Below are 21,677 nucleotides of genomic sequence, written 5' to 3' on the forward strand. Positions count from 1 at the left end.
GGCAATCCGCAAAATCACAGGGATGTTGCAGACGATATGACGCGCCAGCGCAATGCCAGGTTCATGGCTGCAATTACTGGTTGAGTATACGCGCGCCTGCACGAATTCGAGCAGAATTTCGGCGGCATGGCGCGCGAAGCGCAGAGGTGCGCGCGGGAAGGGCAGGCTGTAGCCGGGCGAAGGCGCCTTGTGTGCGTCAAGGAGTGAGTGATCCCACAGCGGCGGTAGGCTCCCTCGCCCCGTTCTTACGGGGGCGCGACGAGCTTCGCTCGCGCTGAGAGGGTGGGGTGAGGGGCTGTCTCCGCGAATTCGAGTGAGAGATGGACTCGCGGAGGCCCCCCTCACCCGGAATCCAAGCTGCGCTTGGATTCCGGCCTCTCCCCGCATCCGCCTTCGCTGAAGCTTCGGCGGACAAGAGCGGGGGCGAGGTAAGCGACCACGTGACCCACCTCACATCACCCCTCTGTCACCGCGGCTAAATTGATCCGCATGTCATCAGGGAGACGTGCCATGGCCACCATCGCCGCTGCAAGAAAGTCCCGCCTGCACAACGCGCTCGAAGGTCTTGCGCTGACCGCGACGCTGCAGAGCTTCCCGACCTTCGCCACTGCGGCGATGCTGCTAAAGCTGTTCGGCAATCGCGATCTCGTCGGCGACCCCGGCGTCGCCATCTTCGTCGCCGTCGCCTCGCTCGCCCACGCGCTGCTCGCGGTGGCGTTCGGGCCAAGCTTCCCCGGCTTCTTCAAGACCATCTACGAGCCAAAATTCTTCGAGGCCCATTTGTCGCTCGCCGACAAGATCACCGAATGGCGCACCCAGCCGATCGCCTCGCTCCAACTCGTGGCGATCGTGCTGATGCTGTCGGTGATGGCCGTGGTGGTGGCGAGTGTGGGGTGAGGCTACCTCTCGTCATTCCAGGACGCGCGAAGCGCGAGCCCGGAATCCATAACCACGACCGGCACTGTCGACACCGCGCCGCCTACCTCTTCTTCCACCCACCCCGGTGCCCCGGCATCCCGCCCGTCGACTTCGGCGCCGGCCCGAACTCCGGCCCTGACTGCCGCGAGTCCGTTGGCTGGATGATTCGGCTTTCGCCGCCGAACGGCTTTGCGGGCAGCGCGCGACCTTCGCGATAGGGTAGCGATTCCGGGCCGTGCATTTCATCGAGATGTGGCTTGTGGACTTTGGAGCCGCCGCTGGCACCGCCCGCGGGGCGCCCCTCACCCCGATCCTCTCCCCGTGAAGGACGGCGAGAGGGAGAGGAGGCAGCGCCGCTGGCCTTGAGGGCAGCAGAGACGCTTTTTTTCTTCATCGCACTGACCGGCAAATTGGCGGCGTCGCCGTATTTCTTCGCGCCCGCATAGGCGCCGGCCTTGCCCTGCACGGTGCGCTGTTTGGCGGTGGGATCGTCGACCACGGCGAGCTCGGTGGCGCGCAGGCGCTTGACCTCGTCGCGCAGGCGGGCGGCTTCCTCGAAGTTCAGATCGGCGGCGGCCTCGCGCATGCGCGTCTCGAGATCGCCGAGCACGGCCTCGAAATTGTGGCCGATCGAGATAACGTCGTCGGTCATGTCGTGGCCGCCGATCTCGACCAGCACGTGGTCGCGCTCGTAGACGCTGTTCATGATGTCGCCGATCGACTTCTTGATGCTCTCCGGCGTGATGCCATGCGCCGTATTGTACTCCACCTGCTTTTCGCGGCGGCGGTCGGTTTCGGCGATGGCGCGCTCCATCGACCCTGTTATCTGGTCGGCATAGAGGATCACCTTGCCGTCGACATTGCGCGCGGCGCGGCCGATGGTCTGGATCAGCGAAGTCTCGCTGCGCAGAAAGCCTTCCTTGTCGGCGTCGAGGATCGCGACCAGCGCGCATTCGGGAATATCGAGGCCCTCGCGCAGCAGATTGATGCCGACCAGCGCGTCGAACGCGCCGAGCCTGAGATCGCGGATGATCTCGATGCGCTCGATGGTGTCGATATCGCTGTGCATGTAGCGGACGCGAATGCCCTGCTCATGCAGATATTCGGTGAGGTCCTCAGCCATGCGCTTGGTCAGCACCGTGATCAGCGAGCGATAGCCCGCATTCGCGGTGGCGCGCACCTCGCCGACGAGATCGTCGACCTGGGTGCGGGCCGGGCGAATGTTGACGGGAGGATCAATCAGTCCGGTCGGGCGAATGACCTGCTCGACGAACACGCCGCCGCTCTCGTTCAGCTCCCAGCTGCTGGGCGTGGCCGACACCGCGACCGTCTGCGGCCGCATCATGTCCCACTCCTCGAAGCGCAGCGGGCGGTTGTCCATGCAGGAGGGCAGGCGGAAGCCATATTCGGCCAGCGTCGCCTTGCGGCGGAAGTCGCCTTTGAACATGGCGCCAATCTGCGGCACGGTGACGTGGCTTTCGTCGGCGAACACCAGCGCGTTGTCGGGAACGTATTCGAACAGCGTCGGCGGCGGCTCGCCGGGGCGGCGGCCGGTGAGATAGCGCGAATAGTTCTCGATGCCGGCGCAGCTTCCCGTCGCCTCCATCATCTCGAGGTCGAAAGTGGTACGCTGCTCCAGCCGCTGCGCCTCCAGCAGGCGGCCCTGGTCGTGGAGCTGGTCGAGCCGCATCTTCAATTCCGACTTGATCGACTTGATCGCCTGCACCAGCGTCGGGCGCGGCGTCACGTAATGCGAGTTGGCGTAGATCTTGATGAATTCGAGCTCGTCCTGCTTGTGGCCGGTGAGCGGATCGAACTCCTCGATATTCTCGACGGTGTCGCCGAACAAATTCACGCGCCAGGCGCGGTCCTCATAGTGCGCCGGAAAGATGTCGATGACGTCGCCGCGCACGCGAAAGGTGCCGCGGGTGAAATCGGCCTGCGTGCGCTTGTACTGCAGCGCGACGAGATCAGCGATCAGTTGGCGCTGGTCGATGCGCTCGCCCTTCTTCAGCGCGAAGGTCATCGCGGTGTAGGTCTCGACCGAGCCGATACCGTAGATGCAGGACACCGAGGCGACGATGATGACGTCGTCGCGTTCGAGCAGCGCGCGCGTCGCCGAATGGCGCATGCGGTCGATCTGCTCGTTGATGGAGGAATCCTTCTCGATATAGGTGTCGGTGCGCGGGACGTAGGCTTCGGGCTGGTAGTAATCGTAGTAGCTGACGAAATACTCGACCGCGTTGTCCGGGAAAAAATTCTTGAACTCGCCATAGAGCTGGGCGGCGAGCGTCTTGTTCGGCGCCAGGATGATGGCCGGTCGCTGCGTCGCCTCGATCACCTTGGCCATGGTGTAGGTCTTGCCCGAGCCGGTGACGCCGAGAAGCACTTGCGAACGGTCGTTGCGCTGGATGCCCTCGACCAGCTCCTTGATCGCGGTCGGCTGGTCGCCCTTCGGTTCGTATTCGGATTTGATGACAAAGCGCACGCCGCCTTCGGACTTCTCCGGGCGCGGCGGCCGGTGCGGGGTCCACACCTGCATCGAGCCGTCGTTGCCGCGGAACTCCGGCCGGCCCTCGCGGATCAGCGCCTCCAGCGCCTCCGCAGTCGCCTTGACGCCGAGCGCCTCCATCTTGTTGCGCGGCGGACGGGCCAGCGCCTCGGCGTCGTCCTCTTCGGTTGGAAGGCCAAGTTGCCGGGCCAGTTCCGGATCGAGTGTCGGGATCGTGGCGGCAGTTCCGTAGTTGGCCTGCGGCGCTTCGTCGAAACCACCGCTCTCTTCGCTCCCTCCCCCCTTGTGGGGGAGGGTCGGGGAGGGGGGTGAGCCACGAGTCACGTCGCCTGCAATTGTCCGCGTATCCTGCGGAAACTCCTTCGGCGTCGAGGCGCGCGCCCGATGCGCGGCAGCCTCGCCTCCGGAACGGCGGTCGCGCGAATTGTCCGGCGGCGGCTGCAGGCCGGTGCCCGAGCCAAGCCCGGCATCGCCGCGATTGATCGCGGGATTGAGCAGTTCGGCCAGCGCCGGCCCGATCGGCTGCACGTCCGGCCGGTGTGCTTTGGAGTTCGGCGCCTTGGATTTGGGGGACTTTGCGGGGGATGCAGGTTTCTTCGCCATGCCCCGAATATGGGACGAGTCCGTCGCTCAGGAAAGGGCGAATTCCCGCTCATGCGCAGGCTGCTGACAGCAGGTTGGCAGCAGGGCGGCAGCGGATCTTGCGATCACGCCGCCGGCGGCGGTCTCTCGTCGTCTCCGGCCGCCAGATTCGGCTCGAGGATGTCGAGATGGATGCCGCCGCAATCGGTGCAACGCATGGTCCAGTACTCGCATCCGGCGCGGCCGCCGATCACGCGGAGCACCGCGAGATCGCCGTCGCACTCCGGGCAGTTCGACAGCACATTGCGGGCGTAGATCCTCGGCCGCTGTGCGTTTTCGATGTCGATAACTGACATCAGGTTCCCCTTTTGCGCCGCTGTCCCTGACGTGTTTGAGATCCCGCTTACCTATTCGTCGCTGTCGGCGCGCCGGCGGAAGCGATCGATGTGGGTCTTGGCATCGGCGATTGCGGCGTCGGGATCGGGCCAGGCAAATCCGACTTCCATGGCTGGGAACAGCACACCGTCGATGGCAAGCGGGCTGAAATCGGCGCGCCGGATACGGGCGTGCCACAGCCCCTTGCCAGCTTCGAAGGATTCGATGTCAAAGCCGTCGTAAATGGTCGTCATTGGTGTCCCCAATTATCTTGTAACCGTGTTGTTGGAGGATCAGGGGACCATGTTTCCGGTTTGCCGTATGTGAAGCCGTTCACAAGCGGCTGGCTTTTTCGCCCTGAGCGCGAGTTGAGGGCGTCAGTTTCGCGCCGCAGTACGGCCGGTCCGCCTGACGGGGCGGGCTGCAGGCCCCGCCGCCGCACGCATGATCCAGCGCCGGAAGGCGGCAAAGTCACGCTGCTCGGTCTGAAAACTGCGATAGAGCAGATACCAGCGCATGCCCTTGGGCACCGAAAGGTCGAACGGCGCGACCAGGCGTCCGGCGGCGAGATCGTCGTCGATATAGGGCCGGATGCCCATGGCGATGCCGAGCCCGTCGGCGGCGGCCTGAAGCGCCTGGCCGTAGAACTGGAACTCGGGCCCGCGGGCGGTGATCCTTGTGAGGCCGGCGGACTTGAGCCAGATCGGCCAGTCCTCGGGTGAATGCGCGACGTGGATCAGGCTCGGCCCCTTCAGATCGGCCGGCCGCTTCAGCGTTGCGGCGAGGCGGGGCACGCAGACCGGCGTGAGGTCGCCGGCGAACAGCGGCTCGGCCACCAGCCCCGGCCAGTCGCCGGTGCCGAGCTTGATGCCGCAGCTCCAGTCCTCGCCGAACGGCACCGACGCGCCGCCGGTGGTGAAGCGCACCTCGATGTCGGGCTCCTCGGCGCGAAATTCCGACAGCCGCGGGATCAGCCAGCGCATCGCAAAAGTGTGCCCGACGCCGATGGTCAGCACGCGGACGCCGGAGGGCGCGGTCACCTGCGCGGTGAGGCTCGCCAGCGCATCGAAGATCGGCGTCAGCCCGCTCTGATAGGCGCGTCCCGCCTGCGTCAGCACCAGACGGTTGGCCTTGCGCTCGAACAGCGCGACGCCGAGCCGCTCCTCCAGCAGATGCACCATGCGGCTGACGGCGGCGGCCGACACGTTCAGCTCGACGCCCGCCGCAGCAAAGCTGCCGGTGCGCGCCGCCGCCTCGAATGCCTTGATGCCGTTGAGAAAGAGCAGCCGCCGCAAATGCCCGACCCTCAGAAAAGCTGATGCCAGGGCAAGATAACTCAGTTTGCGCAGCTGCGGCAAGCGGGGCAGAAATATCAACGTGATTTCGTGCTGAGCTTTGCGAGGCTGCGGCATCTTCGCCTCTCCCCGCCTGCGGGGAGAGGCCGGAATTTGCGGAAGCAAATTCCGGGTGAGGGGGGAGCCTCCGCGAGTCCCACTGCTACCGTCCTTGTGGAGACTCCCCCCTCACCCCACCCTCTCCCCGCAAGCGGGGCGAGGGAGTGAAGCAGTGTGCGTCCCTTACTTTTGCCATTCCGCCACAGGAGTCCCTCGTGACATCAATCATGATCGCTGCCCTTGGATTGCTGATGGTCGGGACCGCGTTCTTGTCGGGGCTGTTCGGCATGGCGGGCGGGCTGATCCTGATCGGCGTGCTGCTGGCCCTGATGCCGCTGCCGGCTGCGATGGTGCTGCATGCGATCACGCAGATGGCCTCGAACGGCTGGCGCGCCTTGCTGTGGCGGGCGCATATCCGCTGGCGGCCGGTGTTCGTCTATCTGATCGGCTGCGCGCTGGCGCTCGCGCTGTGGTCGATCACGCGCTACGTGCCGGACAAGCCGGTTGCCTTGTTGATGCTCGGCGTCACGCCGTTCATGGCGCGGATGATGCCGGCGGGCATCAAGCCCAATCCCGACAGCATCTGGCAGGGCACGTTCTACGGCTCGGTCTGCATGGGCCTGATGCTGATGACCGGCGTCTCCGGTCCGCTGATGGACACGTTCTTCCTTGGCGGCCAATTCGGCCGGCGCGAGATCGTGGCGACCAAGGCAGCCTGCCAGGTCGCGAGCCATTTCGCCAAGCTGGTCTATTTCGGCGGCATCATCGACCAGGCCGCCGCGCTCGATCCGGTGCTGGCCGGCACTGCGATCGCAGCCTCCATGCTTGGCACCAGCCTGGCGCGCCGCCTGCTGGAAGCGATGAGCGACAAGCAATACCGCGTCTGGGCAACACGCCTGATCACCACCATCGCCTGCTACTACATCGCCTATGGCAGCTGGCTGCTGGTCCGCACGCCGGTGCTGGCTGCCTTCGACAAGGGAGGTTTGCAATGAGCGAGACCGCCGATCCGCTGGTGCTGGATTTCGTCGAATGGGTTGCACGCGAACCGCGCGCCTATGCCGAGGTGATCGCGAGCTGGAAGACCTCGTGCCCCCGCCTCACCATTTGGGAAGACGCCGCCGACCGCGGCTACGTCGCACGCGAGACCCGGCCGGGCCTCGGGCTGATCATTACGGTGACGGAGGACGGCGAGAGATTTTTGCGAGCGCACGGGCGGTGATGCACGCCTCTGCCTCCACATCGTCATTGCGAGCACGAGCGAAGCAATCCAGAATGCTTCCGCGGCGGCAGTCTGGATTGCTTCGTCGCAAGCGCTCCTCGCAATGACGGAGCATGTGGAGTCCGCAATCATGTCACTCAAACTGTTCGAACTCGTCGGCATCGACGCCTCGCGTCCCTTCAGCCCATATTGCTGGCGTACGCGAATGGCGCTCGCGCACAAGGGGCTGTCGGCGGAATCGCTGCCCTGGCGCTTCACCGAGAAAAGCGCGATCGCACCGTACGGCTCCGAGAGGGTCCCGGTGCTGTTGCATCACGACAAGCCCGTCGTGGATTCCTGGACGATCGCGACCTATCTCGAAGACAATTTTCCGGGCCGCCCGTCGCTGTTCGGCGGCGAGGGCGGCCGTGCGATGGCGCGCATGCTCAACGCCTGGGGCGACATCGCCATCGTCGGCGGCATCTTTCCGCTGATCATCGCCGACATCCCCAAGAATCTCGCCGAGGTCGATGCCGCCTATTTCCGCAAGTCGCGCGAGGCGCGCTTCGGCGGCAAGCCGCTGGAAGAGATCATGGCGAGCCGCGACACCGGCGTGATCGCCTTCCGCAAGTCGCTCGAGGTGATGCGCCAGACCTTGAAGCATCAGCCGTATATCGGCGGTGACGCACCGAACTACGCCGACTACATCGTGTTCGGCGGCTTCCAATGGGCGCGCGTGACGAGCCCGTTCAATCTGCTGGAGGCGGACGATCCGGTTTATGCCTGGCGCGAAAAGCTGCTCGATGCGTTCGACGGGATGGCGCGAAAGTCACCGGGGCATGCGGTGTAGTTGGCGCGCGCATTCCCTCGGCAACGTCGTCCCGGCGGAGGCCGGGACCCATACCGCGTGATCTATCGATTGCGGTTAATCGTAGTCTCGAACGACCAGTCTTCGCCAAACTTCGCTCTGTGGCTATGGGTCCCGGCCCCCCGTGCGCAATTGCGCACTAGGCCGGGACGACACTGAAAATGTGGCGAGCGCTTGCGTCTCACTGAGCTACTTCGCCTCCGCCTCCGCCTCGCGCAGACACGCCCGGCATAGGCAATCCTCGCCCTTGACCGGCATCGGCAGGCGCGCGGTTTCTTCCGCGCACCAGCAGGAGCCTGAGAGGTCGCAGCCGAACTCGGCGCCACAGCGGGAGCAGGCGAGGCGGCGCGGGCCCGGTTCCTGCAACGGAGATTCTTTCGAAATTGTCATGATTTGCGCAAAAGCTTTGCCATCATTTTCATGTCGGGTTCATCCCCCGCTGCGGTATATTATGCGACGTGCGTAGCCACGCAAAGCGCTTCACGACGGTGCGAAGGACAAATCGATGGCCCGCGATTCGCAAGCCGCCCTGGTTGCGCTGAACCGCTTCGGCTTTGGCGCCCGCGGCGGCGCGTCCGGCGATCTCATCAACGCGGCCTCCGACCCGCGCGGTTTCGTCAAGGCGGAACTGAACCGTCCGAGCGGCGTGCTGCTGGAAGCGCCCGGCATGCAATCGACGCCGCAGCTCGGGCAGGCGGCGTTCGCCTATCAGGAGCAGGTCAAGCAGGCGCGCGAGGCCGCGGCGAAAGCCGGCACGCCCGCTGAAGCGCCGCCGCAGACACCTAGCGATTCGAAGTCCGACAACAAATTGCGTCGCAATCTCTCGCTCAACATGGTGACGACCGAGATCGCCGGCCAAATGGCCGAGGCGAAACCGGCCGACAATGCGATGAAGCCGGAGAGCATGCAGCCGAGCGCCTCCGCGCCGCCCGCCGCAAAACCCGCACCGCAGCCGCTGAATGTGATCCAGAAAACCTTCCGCGCCGAGGCGCTGGCGCGGTTGCAGCGCGCGACGCTGGTCGAGTGCGGCTTCACCGAGCGCCTCGTCGTGTTCTGGTCCAACCATTTCTGCATCTCCGCCAGCAAGGGCGAGCTGGCGCGGATGTGGGCCGGTGCGTTCGAGCGCGAGGCGATCAGGCCGCACGTGCTCGGGCGCTTCGCCGACATGCTGAAAGCAGTGGAGCAGCATCCGGCGATGCTCTTCTTTCTCGACAACCAGCAATCGCTCGGGCCGGACTCGCGCGCGGGCCAGAACCGCAAGCGCGGGCTGAACGAGAATCTCGCGCGCGAGATCATGGAGCTGCATACGCTCGGCGTCGGCGGCGGCTATACCCAGGAGGACGTCACCTCGCTCGCGCGCATCATCACCGGCTGGAGCTTTGCCGGCCGACAGGGGCAGCTGGGCACACCCGGCTCCTTCGTGTTCAACGCCAATGCGCACCAGCCCGGGCCGCAGCTTCTGCTCGGCAAGACTTATGCGGCGACAGGCTTGGCGCAGGGCGAGACCGCGCTCGCCGACATTGCGCGCCATCCCTCGACGGCGAACTTCATCGCCACCAAATTCGTTCGTCACTTCGTCGCCGACGATCCGCCTCAGGCCCTGGTGGCGCGGCTGCGCGAGGTCTTCGTCAAGACCGACGGCGAGCTCAAGGCGCTTGCAACCGCGCTGGTCGATTCCAACGAGGCGTGGCAGGCGCCGCTGACGAAGATGCGCTCGCCTTATGATTTCCTGGTCGCCAGCGGCCGGCTGCTGGCGCGCGTGCCGGAGGATCCCGGCAGCTATCTCAACAATCTCAATCTGCTCGGCCAGCCCCTGTGGTCCCCGGCCGGACCCAACGGTTTCCCCGATACCAACGCCGCCTGGGCCGCGCCCGAAGGCATCAAGCTCCGGCTCGACATCGCGGCACAAATGGGCGCGCGGCTCGGCAACAACATCGATCCGCTCGACCTCTTGGAATTCGCAGCTGCCGACGCGGCCTCGATCGAAACGCGGCGGACCATCGAGCGCGCGGAGTCGCGCCAGCAGGCGCTGGCGCTGCTGTTGATGTCGCCGGAAATGCAGAGGAGATGACGATGGATTGCTGCGAGAACCGGCTCCTCACCTCGCGCCGCGGCCTCCTGCTCGGCGGCGTCTCCTTCGCGGCGTGGGCCTATATGCCGAAATTCGCGCGCGCGGCTGACGGGCGCGATCCCCGATTGATCGTGGTGATCCTGCGCGGCGCGCTCGACGGACTCTCCACCGTCGCGCCGCTCAGTGACCCCGATTATGCCGGCCTGCACGGCTCGATCGCGCTCGCAGCGGACGGCGCGCATCCCGCGATCATGCTCGACTCTTTCTTTGCGCTGCATCCGGCGATGCCGGAATTTGCGCGCATGTACCGCGACAGGCATGCCGCGGTGATCCACGCGGTGGCGACACCCTATCGCGACCGCTCGCATTTCGACGGCCAGGACGTGCTCGAAAGCGGCTATGCCGGGCCGGGCCGCGTGCAGTCCGGCTGGCTCAACCGCGCGCTCGAAGCGCTGCCGCGCGGCGAGCGTGTGTCGAGCGCTCTTGCCGTCGGCCCGACCACGCCGCTGGTGCTGCGCGGTAATGCTCCAACCGTCGGTTGGGCGCTGGTGGCGCTGCCGCAAGCCGATGACGACACCGCGATGCGGCTGGCCGATCTCTACCGCCATCGCGATCCCATGCTGGCCTCGGCCTTGTCGCAGGGCCTTCAGCTCGAGAAAGCCGCGAGCGGCGACGACATGAAGCCGAAAGGCGGCAATGCGGTCGCGCAGATGCGGCAGGTCGCGCGCGGCGCCGCCAAGCTGATGGCGGCCGATGACGGCCCGCGCATCGCGGCGCTTGCATTCGACGGCTGGGACACGCATGCCAATGAAGGCGGTCCGGTCGGGCGCCTGGCGTTTTTGCTCGGCGGTCTCGACAGCGCGCTCGCCGAATTCGAAAGCGGTCTCGGCGACCGCTGGCGCGATACCGTCGTCGTCGTCGCCACCGAGTTCGGCCGCACCGCGCGCATCAACGGCACCGACGGCACCGATCACGGCACAGCCACCGTCGCGCTGCTCGCCGGCGGCGCCGTGAAGGGCGGCCGTGTAATTTCCGATTGGCCAGGCCTCAAGCCCGCCAATCTCTATGAGGGCCGCGACCTCAAGCCCACCACCGATCTGCGTTCCGTGATCAAGGGCGTGCTGCAGGCCCAGTTCGGTCTGTCCGATCGCGTGCTGGCCGAGACGGTGTTTCCCGACAGCGCCAGCGCGCGGCCGATGAAGGGGCTGGTTGTCTAACCAAAACTGTCATTCCGGGGCGCGCGTCAGCGCGAGTCCGGAATCCATCCCTCCGCTGGTTCTGTAGCGAAATGGATTCCGGGCTCGCGCCTTGCGGCGCGCCCCGGAATGACGACATGATGAGCGCAGCCGCAGGAGACCACCCGCATGTACATCGCCATGAACCGCTTTCGCGTCGCCAAGGGCTCTGAAGCCGCCTTCGAGCAGGTCTGGCTGTCGCGCGACACGCATCTGGACAAGGTGCCGGGCTTCGTCGAATTCCACCTGCTGCGGGGGCCCGAGCTCGAGGATCACACGCTGTATGCTTCGCACACCGTGTGGGCGAACCACGCCGCATTCGAGGCCTGGACCAAGTCTGAGGCATTTCGTGCCGCGCATCACAAGGCCGGCGACAACAAGCCGCTTTATCTTGGCCATCCCCAATTCGAAGGTTTTGAGGTGATGCAGACCGTGGGACGCGGCGCGAAGTAGTGCGCTGCGCTCCAAAACATCAGCCTTTGGTGATCCGGACTGGAGCTTCTCGACCACGTCCTCGTTGTGCGGCGTGACGTAGCGGTCGCTGACAAGGAAGCTGCGGGCAAAAAAATGCGGCCCCTGTCAGACGCGGCGACTGACGGGGACCGCTTTGGGGCGCTTGATCGGTGACGGGGGGCCTGATCAGACGCAGCCGCAACCTAGCCCTGGAGTGTTACGCGCTGGTGACAGGCAGAGTTATCCACAAGCTCCGAGGTCCGGGATCAGAAGATCTTGCGGTAGACGATGAAGCCGGAGCGTTCCGCGACCTTGTCGTACAGGCTCTGCGCGGTGACGTTGGTCTCGTGCGTCTGCCAATAGACGCGCGGCGCGCCGACGCTCTTGGCTCGCTCGTACACGCCATGGATCAGCGCCGAGCCGACGCCCTTGCCGCGTGCCGCCTCGGCGGTGAACAGGTCTTGCAGATAGCATGACGGCTCGATCGCCGTGGTGCTGCGATGGAACAGGTAGTGCGTCAGTCCAAGCAGGCGGCCTTCGCTTTCTGCTGCCAGCGCATGCACCGGTTCATAGGCATCGAAGAAGCGCTGCCAGGTCACGCGCGTGATTTCGGGCGCAAGCGCGGTCGGGCCGGAGCGGCCGTAGAAGGCGTTATAGCCGTCCCATAGCGGCAGCCATTGTTCGTAGTCCTGCTTGGTGACGGCGCGAACGGTGAGCGACATGTGAACTTCCCGCGATCGATGAAGCGTCCTTCATACGTGATGAGGGGCGCATAGATCAATTTGTCTTATGACACGGATGGACATTCAATCATGGCAATGGCGCGCCCTGCTCCTCACCCGGATCGCGGCAACAAGTTATGTAAGCACGCACACCGCCGTCGCATCACTCCGCAACACGCAGATAGCGCATCAGCCTGCGGCCGGTGGGATCGCGCAGCGAGCGGTAGTAGTCGGCGCGGGACGGCGCATCGGTGTGGCGGACGAGGTCGGTGACCGGCGTGTAGCTCAGCATGCGTCCGCCGTCGGGCAGCGCGGCACAGACGAAGCGCAGCACCTCGCCATTCCGCAAGTTGATGTTGATCGGCGTGGTATCGCCGATCCGCACCATCTCCATGCGCTGCGCGATGAAGGTGCCGAGCTCGTCCTCCGGCAGTTCGAACGCGCCGGTGTCGCGGCCGTGATACATCAGCGCGATGAAGGGCGGCTTGTCCTCGGCCATCTCGTCGGGCAGCGCAAAATAATCGCGGAACGCACGGTTGATGAACTCAGCGCGCGTCTCGGCATCGAGCAGCACAATGCCGATATCGACTTGGTCGAGCGCGGCCGACAGTCGCGCGGCGGTGGCGTGGTTGCGGCGCTCGGAGGCAAATGCGCTGATCAGGCGCTCGCGGATCAACCCCGTGATGGCGGCGGTGGCGGCGGCCGTGATCGCAAGCAGGGCGAGCGGGACCAGGTCGGCCGCGGCGTAGCCGGGTCCGGCGCGATGGCTGAGGAAGAACACCGCCGCGCCGATCACCGCGATGGCCGCGCTCATCATCGCGGAGGCGAAGCCCGACAGCGAGCCTGCAACGGCGACGATGCATACGAATAGCGGCGCGGGCGAGGGGACGGGCAGATGGCGGTCGAGCAGGACCGCCAGCAGCGCGATCGCTGCCGTCAGCGCCGGACCGGAGATGGCACGCCATCCGAGCCGCATGGGCCTGTCTCGCTGCTCCCGAACGAGGTAAGGACGCAACATTGACTGATTGTTGCGCCAACGCGATGCGATTTCGTGCGATGCGCTTAAGGCGAACTTGCGCAGGCTCGCAAAGCTTTCGGATGATTTTAGACCAAGTGCGCGTGCTTCACGCGTTGTTGCAGGGGCGCGTTCAGCGTCGACGTCCCCGGGCTCTTGCGCATCCCGGTGAAAATCAACAGCGACGCCGCGACCAGGATGGCCGCAGTCAGGGTGATGGCAACGACTACCACAGGCGATTTCATCGACGTCCTGTCGCGATGCCGGTCGGCACGGGCCGGGCGGCGCCTTGAAGGTTGGTCAAGGATGAAACGGGGATCAGACCGGCAGGCCCATCGCCATGGTCGCCTTGGTCGATAGCACCGTCAGGGTGACGATCAGACACAACGACAGCGCAGCGACGGCGAGCGAGGCCGCCACTGCATGGGTCAACCGGGAAGACGCGACGGTGGCGGGCCGGCCCTGAAAGCCGGCCGTGCCGGACGCCCGAATCATGGTCTAAATCCTTCAACGTGCGGGCGAATCACCCGCGACTTTCCACAATTTCCCAGTCTCAACCGGCAATATTGCGGCGGCCGCCGCGCCAAAAAAGGCGGGATTGCGGCAAAGGTGGACGTTATGCCCGCTATCCGCCGGAGCAGCCTTTGGCGGTCAGGCGCCCGCCGCGATGCTGGCGGGATCGTCGACATCGGCAGGCCGCCAGTCCATCGGCACGAAGCCGGGCGCCGCTTCGACGCGCTTCAGCCAGTCCCGGATCGCCGGGAAAGTCGAGAGGTCGAAGTCGCAGCGGTCGGCGAGATGGGTGTAGCCGTAGAGCGCGATGTCGGCGACCGTGAGCTGGCGCGCGGCGAAATAGGCGTTGGTCCTGAGGTGATTTTCCATCACCTGGAGTGCGCCATATCCGCGCTCCATCCAGTCCTCCAGCGAATGGGTCTGGAGGTCGCGGCCCCCCCTCACCAGCGACAGCCAGAAATAGGCCGCGCCGATGTTCGGCTCGAGCGCGTGCTGCTCGAAGAACATCCATTGCAGCGCCTCGGCGCGTTCGATCCGGTTCTCCGGCGCGAGCGGTGTGCCGACGGCGACATACCAGAGGATGGCGTTGGATTCCGCGAGGTAGCGGTCGGCGCCGACCTCGAGCAACGGCACCTGGCCGGACGGGTTCTTCGCCAGAAAATCCGGCGTGCGGCTCTCGCCGCGCAGAATGTCCACCTCGACCGCTTCGTAAGGCAAGTTCAGCAGCGCCAGCGCCAGGCGGACCTTGTAGCTGTTGCCGGAGCGTTGCATCGAATAGAGCTTGTACATTCTGAGAATGATTCCGAACGACGGGAAAGGCGCGGTGCTTGTTGCCCCGCAGCGCGGCTAAACAATGATGCGGTTGCGAATCCGCCGCAAGAGCCGGTCCATAGAAAAACTCGAAAACCCTACCGCACTGCAACGCCGCGGAAGATCATTTTCGTAACGCGATGCAATTCAGATCACGCTTGCGTTAGGACGCGGACGCATTGCTCCGCAAGATCGTGAAGCAGAGCGGCCAATCGCGTAGCCGATCGAGTTAGGGCGCCAATGCTTCCGCATCGTCATGGCCGGGCTTGTCCCGGCCATCCACGTCTTGCCACACGGCACAAAGAACGTGGATGCCCGGGCCTTCGCCTCGCAGAAGCGGCTTCGGCCGCGCAGGCGGGACAAGCCCGGGCAAGACGACCTCCGTAGGGTCGAGCACGCAAAATTGCTCCGAGGACAGGCCATGCCGGATATGAGGGATTCCGTCGGCAAAGTTTCGGAATATTGCGTGGAATCGTGCCGCGAAACGCTCGTTTTCGTAAACTTTTCCGGGATCGGGCCGAAGTTTCTTGCGATGCAGCGGCGCACGTTTTAGGGTGGTTCATTCCCACAATCAGAGTCGTGAAGGCCTCAAGGGTTCACGACGCTCGCCAGGAGATGATGATGTCCTTCCTTGCTGCTGCGCTCGACCGTGTGAAGCCGTCCGCGACCATCGCGGTCACGGACAAAGCACGCGCGCTGAAAGCGGCGGGCCGCAACGTCATCGGCCTCGGCGCCGGCGAGCCGGACTTCGACACGCCCGCCAACATCAAGCTCGCGGCGATCCATGCCATCGAGGCCGGCAAGACCAAGTACACCGCGGTCGACGGCATCCCCGAGCTTAAGGAAGCGATCATCGCGAAGTTTCAGCGCGAGAACGGCGTCGCCTACAAGCCGAACCAGATCATCGTCGGCACCGGCGGCAAGCAGGTGCTTTACAACGCGCTGATGGCGACCATCAATCCGGGCGACGAGGTGATCATCCCCGCGCCCTACTGGGTCAGCTATCCCGAGATGGTGGCGCTCGCCGGCGGCGAGCCGGTGCCGGTGGTCTGCACCGCCGCAACCGGCTTCAAGCTCCAGGCCGAGGCGCTCGAGCGCGCGATCACGCCCAAGACCAAATGGGTGATCCTGTGCTCGCCGTCGAACCCGACCGGCGCGGCCTATACGCGCGCCGAGCTGAAGGCGCTCACCGACGTCTTGGTCAGGCATCCGCACGTCTGGGTCATGACCGACGACATGTACGAACACCTCGTCTATGACGATTTCCAGTTCACCACGGTGGCGCAGGTCGAGCCGAAACTCTACGACCGCACGCTCACCGTGAACGGCGTCTCCAAGGCCTATTGCATGACCGGCTGGCGCATCGGTTATGCCGGCGGCCCGGCCCAGCTCATCAAGGCGATGGCGACGATCCAATCGCAGTCCACCTCGAACCCGAGCTCGATCTCGCAGTGGGCGGCGGTGGAAGCGCTGAGCGGCCCGCAGGACTTCATTCCTGCCAACAACAAGGTGTTCAAGGAGCGCCGCGACCTCGTCGTCTCCATGCTGAACCAGGCCAAGGGCATCGAGTGCCCGCGGCCGGAAGGCGCGTTCTACGTCTATCCGTCCTGCGCCGGCACGATCGGCAAGACCGCGCCATCGGGCAAGGTGATCAGCAACGACGAGGAGTTCGTCACCGAGCTGCTGGAGACCGAAGGCGTCGCCGTGGTGCAGGGTTCGGCCTTCGGCCTCGGCCCGGCCTTCCGCATCTCCTATGCAACCGCCACCTCCGACCTCGAAGATGCCTGCAAGCGCATCCAGCGCTTCTGCGGCAATCTGCGCTGAGCGCGTAACAACGAACCTGTCCTAGCACCGCACACGATGCACCCCTCTCCCCTTGTGGGAGAGGGTGGATCGCCGCGAAGCGGCGAGCCGGGTGAGGGGTTCTCTCCGCGAGTCCTTCCGCCAGTCAAGTTGCGGAGAGAACCCCTCATCCGGCGCCATAGCCGAAGCTTCGCTTCGGCGTTCTTAAGAACGGCGCCCGAAGGCCGCCTATGCCACCTTCTCCCACAAGGGGAGAAGGGAAGACAACGCACCAATTTGCTGCGCGCGATCTGGTGCCCCCCACACTCTTGTGGCATAGACCATCGGCCGCCACGGGTAGGGCGTGCCTCTCTGCTCGCATCGCTTTCATCGCCGGAGACATTCATGCGCCGTTCATTCCTCCTCGCCGGGCTCGCCGCCGCGAGTCTTGTTGCGTCGGTTGCCGGCGGCAGCGCACAGCAGCGGAGTGTCCAGGTCGGCGTGCTCGAATGCCGCGGCGGTGCCAGCGTCGGCTTCGTGGTGGGATCGGTGACCAATCTCGGCTGCGTGCTGCGCGTCAACGGCGTACCCGATGACCGTTATGTCGCGACGATCCGCAAGGTCGGCCTCGACATCGGCATCACCCAGGAGACCGCGCTCGCCTGGGGCGTGTTCGCGCCGGTCGACCGGCTCGGACCGGGCGACCTCTCGGGCACCTATGCGGGTGCGCAAGGCAGCGCCTCGGTCGGCGTCGGCCTCGGCGGCAACGTGCTGGTCGGCGGCTCCAACAATTCCATCGCGCTCCAGCCGCTCAGCGTGCAGGGCCAGGTTGGCCTCAACGTCGCTGCCGGTCTGGAGAGCCTGGAACTCCGTCCGGGTCGTTGAGATTCGGGGGAAGCGCCCTCTTCACCTCTCCCCGCCCGGGAAAAGGTGGAAACGCCCGGATCGAGGTCGAACCCAATCTCAACCATCAAGACTTACTGAGGACGCACCGCAGCGACGTTTGATGCTTGCCAAACCTCAGGCACCGGCAGAGCATCCGTTGCTGCCGACCCAATCATGGGCCGAGCTCCATACCAAGGAGGCGGCGAATGGGACAAGACGTCAGAAGTCCCCGAGGTCCACAGTGCATTGCGCTGGTGGGCCCTTTCCAAAGCGGTAAAACCACACTTCTTGAAGCAATACTGGCGCGAACGGGCGCAATCCCGCGCGCCGGCAGCGTCGACGCCGGAACCTCGGTCGGCGACGCCACGCCAGAGGCCCGTGATCACAAGATGACCGTCGGGCTGACCGCCGCCACCACGAGTTTCATGGGTGACAGCTACACCTTCCTCGATTGTCCGGGTTCCGTCGAGTTCGCCCACGACATGCGCGCCGCGCTGCCCGCGGTCGATGCCGCGGTCGTGGTCTGCGAGGCCGACGAGAAGAAGCTGCCGCAGCTTCAGATCATCCTGCGCGAGCTGGAGGAGCTGAAGATCCCCCGTTTCCTGTTCCTCAACAAGATCGACCGCGCCAACAAGCGCATCCGCGAGACGCTCGCAACGCTCCAGCCGGCCTCGCGCGTGCCGCTGGTGCTGCGCCAGATTCCGATCTGGAAGGACGAGTTGATCGAGGGCTTTGTCGATCTCGCGCTGGAGCGCGCCTTTGTCTATCGCGAGCACAAGGCCTCCGAGGTGATCGCGCTCCAAGGCGGCGATGTCGACCGCGAGAAGGAGGCCCGCTTCTCGATGCTGGAGAAGCTCGCCGACCACGACGACGCGCTGATGGAGCAATTGCTCGAAGACATCCAGCCGCCGCGCGATGCCGTGTTCGACGACCTCGCCCGCGAGCTGCGCGAAGGGCTGATCTGTCCGGTGCTGCTCGGCGCGGCCGCGCGCGAAAACGGCGTGCTGCGCCTGATGAAGGCGCTGCGTCACGAGGCGCCCGGCATTGCCGAGACCGCAAAGCGCCTCGGCGTACCCAAAAGCAAGGACGCGCTTGGCTTTGTCTTCAAGACGCTGCATTCGCAGCACGGCGGAAAGCTGTCGCTGACGCGGCTGCTCGCCGGCCATCTCGACGACGGCGCGACGCTGCAATCATCGTCCGGCGGCACCAGCCGCATCTCCGGCATCCTCGCCGTCAACGGCGCCTACGACAGCAAGCGTGCTTCGGCGGAAGCCGGCGACACGGTGGCGCTCGGCAAGCTCGATCCGATCAAGACCGGCGACACGGTGTCGAGCGGCAAGACCCCGCCGGCCGCGCTCGCCGCTCTCGAGCCGACGCCGCCGGTGCTCGCGATCTCGATCGCGGCCCCCGATCGCAAGGACGACGTCAAGCTCGGCCAAGCGCTGGCGCGCCTGCACGAGGAGGATCCGTCGCTTGTCGTGGTCCAGAATGCAAAGACCCACGACACGGTACTCTGGGGGCAGGGCGAGATGCATTTGCGCGTCGCCAGCGAGCGATTGCGCGACCGCTTCGGCGTCAAGGTCACCTCGCATCCGCCCGCGATCGGCTATCAGGAGACCATCCGCAAGCCGATCGTCCAGCGCGGCCGTCACAAGAAGCAGTCCGGCGGCCACGGCCAGTTCGGCGACGTCGTGCTCGACATCAGGCCGCTGCCGCGCGGCGATGGTTTCAAGTTTGCCGAAAAGGTGGTCGGCGGCGCGGTGCCGCGCAACTATATCCCGGCGGTGGAAGAAGGCGTCATCGACGGATTGACGCGCGGTCCGCTCGGTTTCCCGGTCACCGATGTGGAGGTGACGCTGACCGACGGCTCCTATCACAGCGTCGATTCCTCCGATCTCGCCTTCCGTACGGCGGCGCGGATCGGGCTCAATGAAGGCCTGCCGCAATGCCAGCCGGTGCTGCTGGAGCCGATCCATGTGGTCGAGATCGTCTGCCCGACCGATGCCACCGCCAAGGTCAACGCGATCCTGTCGGCGCGGCGCGGCCAGATCCTCGGCTTCGATACCCGCGACGGCTGGAGCGGCTGGGATTGCGTCCGCGCCTTGATGCCGGAAGCCGAGATCGGCGAACTCATCGTCGAGGTGCGTTCGGCCACGGCCGGCAGCGGCAGCTTCACCCGCCAGTTCGACCACATGGCCGAAGTGACCGGCCGCGCCGCTGACCAGATCATCGCCGCGCATCGCGTCGCAGCGTGAGCTGTAAGGGAGGCGCCACTCTCTCCCTCCCTCGCCCCGTTCTCACGGGGAGAGGGTGGGGTGAGGGGCAGTCTCCGCGAATGCGGTCTGATTTGTGAGTCGAATGCGCTAGACGGGCTTTCAAGTCGATTGGTCCTCCGCTCCAAGCAATAGCGCTTCATCACCGGGGCGTCGCCCGCCGTCCGCCGCGCGCGAAATATCGCGAGATCATCGCGCAGTGAGGGCTGGGGCGATGGTAGCCGTCTCTCTGCGGCGCTCGCGCGCTTGACAGAGCCGCCGGGACGCGAAATGGATCGCCTCGACAACACCCCGAGGCAAGCATGACCGTGACCAAGGCTCCCGCAGCCTGCCTGATCGGATGGCCGGCGGCGCATTCGCGCTCGCCGCTGATTCATCATTACTGGCTGCGCACCCTTGGGATCGCCGGCGGTTATGTCATCGAGGCGGTGCCGCCCGACGACTTACGCGATTTCGTGCTGCGGCTGTCGCTGCGCGGCTTCGTCGGCGCCAATGTCACCATCCCGCACAAGGAAGCCGTGCTCGCGCTGTCGACGCCCGATGCGCGCGCACAGGCCGTGGGCGCCGCCAACACGCTGTGGTTCGAGGCTGGTGAGCTGCGCTCGACCAACACCGACGTCGAGGGCTTCATCAACAATCTCGACGCCAGCGCGCCCGGCTGGGATCGGGCCGAAGAGGCGCTGGTGCTGGGGGCGGGCGGCTCCTCGCGTGCGGTCGTGTTCGGCCTGCTCGAGCGCGGCATTGGACGGGTGCATCTCGCCAACCGTACGATTGCCCGGGCCGAAGCGCTGGCAAGACAGTTCGGGTCGAACGTGCAGCCCATGACGTGGGACGGGATCAATGACGTGCTGCCGCGCGCAAAACTTCTCGTGAACACGACCGCGCTTGGCATGCACGGCCAGCCTCCACTCGATGTCGACGTGGCGCACCTGCCGCAAGCGTCCGTCGTCGCCGATCTCGTTTATGTTCCCCTGATCACGCCGCTGCTTGCAGCCGCAACGGCGCGCGGACTGCAGATCGCCGATGGGCTCGGCATGCTCTTGCACCAGGCGGTGCGCGGCTTCGAGCTGTGGTTCGGCGAGCGCCCCCAGGTGACGGCGGAACTGCGCGCGCTGGTCGAGGCCGATCTCACAAAATCTTGAAAGAATAGCGCTGGGTCTCCGGAGTTCTCCCTCCGTGAGGACAATCCGGAGACCGTCATGTCTGTTCAACGTGCAACTTTCACACGTCCACTGATCGCCGTCGCGATGGTGGCCGTCTCGACCCTCTATGCCTTCGCGCAAAGGGCGCCGGTGCCGACGCGCGTGCGCGGCACGATCGAAACCGTCGATAGCGACACGATGCAGGTCAAGTCGCGCAGCGGCGAAGACGTCAAGCTCCGCATCGCGCCCGACATACGCGTGTCCGGTATTGCGAAGACTTCGCTTGCCGACATCAAGCCGGGTTCGTTCATCGGTGCGACCACCGTGCCGGGCCCGGGCGGCGGCGAGAACGCCGTCGAGGTCCACGTATTTCCGGAGAGCATGCGGGGCACCGGCGAAGGCTCGCGGCCCTATGATTTGAAGCCGAACTCCAGCATGACCAATGCCACCGTCGCCGACAGCGTGGTCGGCAATGACGGCCACACCCTGCTCGTCAAGTACAAGGACGGCGAGAAGAAGGTGTTCGTCGCCGACAACACGCCGGTGGTGACTTTCGTGCCCGGCGACAAATCCGACCTCAAGACCGGCGCCAAGGTCATCGCCTTCGTCAAGCCGCTGCCGGACGGCTCACTCGAAGCCGATCGCGTCAGCGTCGGCCGCGACGGCCTGACGCCGCCGATGTGATGCGGGCGAATTTGGTGTGCAACTGTCGCAACAATTTCAGTGGTCGTCTCGGACAGGCTCGCGACAACGCTGCCCATTATCGGGAGCTGCGCTTGTCCGGGACGACGATTGAGATTGCGGAGGTTTCGAGCGTCTCAAAATCGTAGGGTGGGCAAAGGCGCACTTGCGCCGTGCCCACCATCGATCCGCAAGCCACGCAAAGTGGTGGGCACGCTCCGCTTGGCCCACCCTTGTATTAGCGC

Annotated in this window: 22 protein-coding genes; 12 read left to right on the forward strand and 10 right to left on the reverse strand. The window is 65.5% G+C overall.

The genetic code is table 11. The annotated features are described in order from the left end of the window. Positions 1-510 precede the first annotated feature (510 nt). A complete protein-coding gene (locus FXV83_RS29765) occupies positions 511-897 on the forward strand; it encodes a hypothetical protein (RefSeq protein ID WP_148743157.1) in 387 nt (128 codons plus the stop codon). Between the two features lie 82 nt (positions 898-979). Here the strand turns inward: FXV83_RS29765 and uvrB are convergent, their stop codons facing one another. From uvrB to FXV83_RS29785, 4 genes are all read right to left on the reverse strand, one after another. Then, a complete protein-coding gene (uvrB, locus tag FXV83_RS29770) occupies positions 980-4,033 on the reverse strand; it encodes an excinuclease ABC subunit UvrB (RefSeq protein ID WP_148743158.1) in 3,054 nt (1,017 codons plus the stop codon). A gap of 104 nt (positions 4,034-4,137) precedes the next feature. Further along, positions 4,138-4,368, reverse strand: a complete 231-nt coding sequence (locus tag FXV83_RS29775) for a hypothetical protein (RefSeq protein WP_148743159.1) — start codon at positions 4,366-4,368, stop codon at positions 4,138-4,140. Positions 4,369-4,419: 51 nt separating this feature from the next. Then, on the reverse strand, positions 4,420-4,641 hold the full coding sequence (locus FXV83_RS29780; protein WP_148743160.1) for a hypothetical protein: 222 nt from the start codon (positions 4,639-4,641) through the stop codon (positions 4,420-4,422). Positions 4,642-4,764: 123 nt separating this feature from the next. Beyond that, positions 4,765-5,682 (reverse strand): LysR substrate-binding domain-containing protein, encoded by a 918-nt coding sequence (locus FXV83_RS29785; RefSeq protein WP_148743177.1) that lies wholly within the window; start codon positions 5,680-5,682, stop codon positions 4,765-4,767. Between the two features lie 314 nt (positions 5,683-5,996). Here FXV83_RS29785 and FXV83_RS29790 point away from each other — a divergent pair, with 314 nt between their 5' ends. From FXV83_RS29790 to FXV83_RS29800, 3 genes are all read left to right on the forward strand, one after another. Next, positions 5,997-6,776, forward strand: coding sequence for a sulfite exporter TauE/SafE family protein (locus FXV83_RS29790; RefSeq protein WP_148743161.1), 780 nt, complete (start codon positions 5,997-5,999; stop codon positions 6,774-6,776). Beyond that, on the forward strand, positions 6,773-7,003 hold the full coding sequence (locus FXV83_RS29795; protein WP_148743162.1) for a hypothetical protein: 231 nt from the start codon (positions 6,773-6,775) through the stop codon (positions 7,001-7,003). The genes FXV83_RS29790 and FXV83_RS29795 overlap by 4 nt, the downstream gene beginning before the upstream one ends. A gap of 130 nt (positions 7,004-7,133) precedes the next feature. Then, positions 7,134-7,832: a glutathione S-transferase family protein gene (locus tag FXV83_RS29800; protein ID WP_187436258.1), complete on the forward strand. Its 699-nt coding sequence runs from the start codon at positions 7,134-7,136 to the stop codon at positions 7,830-7,832. Positions 7,833-8,039: 207 nt separating this feature from the next. On the opposite strand, the gene FXV83_RS44360 is transcribed toward FXV83_RS29800, so the two are convergent. Beyond that, on the reverse strand, positions 8,040-8,240 hold the full coding sequence (locus FXV83_RS44360; protein ID WP_148743164.1) for a cysteine-rich CWC family protein: 201 nt from the start codon (positions 8,238-8,240) through the stop codon (positions 8,040-8,042). 115 nt (positions 8,241-8,355) lie between these two features. On the opposite strand from FXV83_RS44360, the gene FXV83_RS29810 reads away from it, so the two are divergent. The 3 genes from FXV83_RS29810 to hmuQ all read left to right on the forward strand — a co-directional run bounded on the left by FXV83_RS29810 (position 8,356) and on the right by hmuQ (position 11,609). Continuing rightward, positions 8,356-9,921 (forward strand): DUF1800 domain-containing protein, encoded by a 1,566-nt coding sequence (locus FXV83_RS29810; RefSeq protein ID WP_148743165.1) that lies wholly within the window; start codon positions 8,356-8,358, stop codon positions 9,919-9,921. Next, positions 9,918-11,138 (forward strand): DUF1501 domain-containing protein, encoded by a 1,221-nt coding sequence (locus tag FXV83_RS29815; RefSeq protein ID WP_148743166.1) that lies wholly within the window; start codon positions 9,918-9,920, stop codon positions 11,136-11,138. The genes FXV83_RS29810 and FXV83_RS29815 overlap by 4 nt, the downstream gene beginning before the upstream one ends. 147 nt (positions 11,139-11,285) lie before the next feature. Then, complete coding sequence (hmuQ, locus tag FXV83_RS29820) at positions 11,286-11,609, forward strand: heme-degrading protein HmuQ (protein ID WP_008544592.1); 324 nt, start codon at positions 11,286-11,288, stop codon at positions 11,607-11,609. A 266-nt stretch (positions 11,610-11,875) separates the two neighbouring features. Here the strand turns inward: hmuQ and FXV83_RS29825 are convergent, their stop codons facing one another. The 5 genes from FXV83_RS29825 to FXV83_RS29840 all read right to left on the reverse strand — a co-directional run bounded on the left by FXV83_RS29825 (position 11,876) and on the right by FXV83_RS29840 (position 14,648). Beyond that, positions 11,876-12,331, reverse strand: a complete 456-nt coding sequence (locus FXV83_RS29825; RefSeq protein WP_148743167.1) for a GNAT family N-acetyltransferase — start codon at positions 12,329-12,331, stop codon at positions 11,876-11,878. 163 nt (positions 12,332-12,494) lie between these two features. After that, positions 12,495-13,307, reverse strand: a complete 813-nt coding sequence (locus tag FXV83_RS29830) for a PAS domain-containing protein (protein WP_148743168.1) — start codon at positions 13,305-13,307, stop codon at positions 12,495-12,497. Positions 13,308-13,435: 128 nt separating this feature from the next. Next, positions 13,436-13,591: a hypothetical protein gene (locus tag FXV83_RS29835; protein ID WP_148743169.1), complete on the reverse strand. Its 156-nt coding sequence runs from the start codon at positions 13,589-13,591 to the stop codon at positions 13,436-13,438. 73 nt (positions 13,592-13,664) lie between these two features. Continuing rightward, positions 13,665-13,841: a hypothetical protein gene (locus FXV83_RS43140; protein WP_187436259.1), complete on the reverse strand. Its 177-nt coding sequence runs from the start codon at positions 13,839-13,841 to the stop codon at positions 13,665-13,667. A 156-nt stretch (positions 13,842-13,997) separates the two neighbouring features. Beyond that, positions 13,998-14,648 (reverse strand): glutathione S-transferase family protein, encoded by a 651-nt coding sequence (locus FXV83_RS29840; protein ID WP_148743170.1) that lies wholly within the window; start codon positions 14,646-14,648, stop codon positions 13,998-14,000. Between the two features lie 642 nt (positions 14,649-15,290). Between FXV83_RS29840 and FXV83_RS29845 the strand changes: the two genes are divergently transcribed. From FXV83_RS29845 to FXV83_RS29865, 5 genes are all read left to right on the forward strand, one after another. Next, a complete protein-coding gene (locus FXV83_RS29845) occupies positions 15,291-16,493 on the forward strand; it encodes a pyridoxal phosphate-dependent aminotransferase (RefSeq protein ID WP_148743171.1) in 1,203 nt (400 codons plus the stop codon). 363 nt (positions 16,494-16,856) lie between these two features. After that, entirely contained in the window at positions 16,857-17,336 is a 480-nt protein-coding gene (locus FXV83_RS29850) for a DUF992 domain-containing protein (RefSeq protein WP_148743172.1), read from the forward strand. Between the two features lie 206 nt (positions 17,337-17,542). Further along, positions 17,543-19,591, forward strand: a complete 2,049-nt coding sequence (locus FXV83_RS29855) for an elongation factor G (RefSeq protein WP_148743173.1) — start codon at positions 17,543-17,545, stop codon at positions 19,589-19,591. A gap of 320 nt (positions 19,592-19,911) precedes the next feature. Then, positions 19,912-20,751, forward strand: coding sequence for a shikimate dehydrogenase (locus tag FXV83_RS29860; protein ID WP_148743174.1), 840 nt, complete (start codon positions 19,912-19,914; stop codon positions 20,749-20,751). Between the two features lie 57 nt (positions 20,752-20,808). Then, positions 20,809-21,435, forward strand: a complete 627-nt coding sequence (locus tag FXV83_RS29865) for a hypothetical protein (protein WP_148743175.1) — start codon at positions 20,809-20,811, stop codon at positions 21,433-21,435. Positions 21,436-21,677 lie beyond the last annotated feature (242 nt).

The sequence above is a fragment of the Bradyrhizobium hipponense genome (genome assembly GCF_008123965.1).
Taxonomy (GTDB): Bacteria; Pseudomonadota; Alphaproteobacteria; order Rhizobiales; family Xanthobacteraceae; genus Bradyrhizobium; species Bradyrhizobium hipponense.